The organism is Arthrobacter sp. N199823, from assembly GCF_002929705.1.
GTDB lineage: Bacteria > Actinomycetota > Actinomycetes > Actinomycetales > Micrococcaceae > Specibacter.
In genome coordinates this window covers 1-571 of sequence record NZ_PJIN01000068.1, presented here as the reverse complement: position 1 = coordinate 571, position 571 = coordinate 1, and the positions used below count along the sequence as shown (strand labels likewise).

The window sequence follows — 571 nt, the reverse complement described above, 5'->3', positions numbered from 1 at the left end:
GTGATGGTACGGGACGGACTGCATCAGGGGCCCGCACGAGGACAGGCGAACAGGCATCGGAAGCACCTTGGTCTGGACGGGAGGATTGCTGGTATCTCAGAGATACCTTGTGGGAGGTGGTCACTTCAACGAAACTGGGTGTCATGAGAACTACCAGCAGTCCACCGTCGGACCGCTTCGAGATCGATGTACCCCACCGTGAGCTACTCGACCAGGTGCTCGACAAGTGGTCCCTCCTGGTCCTGAACGAGCTATGCGAACGACCGATGCGTTTCAGCGAACTGCGGCGCGTCATCCCCGCGGTCACACAGAAGTCACTCACCGCAACGCTCAGGCGGCTCGAGCGCAACGGCATCATCGATCGCGCTGTCCTCAGCACCCGTCCAGTGGTGGTGGAGTACAGCATCACGCTGCTGGGAAAGACCCTCCGACCGCCGGTCGAAGCAATTCTCGAGTGGGCAGCAGAGCAGATGCCACTGATCGAGCAGGCGCGCCGCCGCTTCGACGAGTTCGATGAGGTGCACAAGTCACCGGAGGCATGAAGCGCGGGCCCGCGACATACTCGCAACTG

The 571-nt window shown here is 61.5% G+C and carries 1 protein-coding gene; it reads left to right on the top strand.

The window, feature by feature from the left end:
* The first annotated feature begins 143 nt into the window (after window positions 1-143).
* Window positions 144-542 carry a helix-turn-helix domain-containing protein gene (locus CXQ93_RS20275; RefSeq protein ID WP_104112181.1) on the top strand — a complete coding sequence of 133 codons (399 nt, stop codon included), beginning with the start codon at window positions 144-146 and terminating at the stop codon, window positions 540-542.
* Window positions 543-571: the final 29 nt, after the last annotated feature.

Excerpts from the sequence above, each read along its gene's own strand:
- CXQ93_RS20275 (WP_104112181.1), top strand. The coding sequence starts at position 144 with ATGAGAACTACCAGCAGTCCACCGTCGGACCGCTTCGAGATCGATGTA.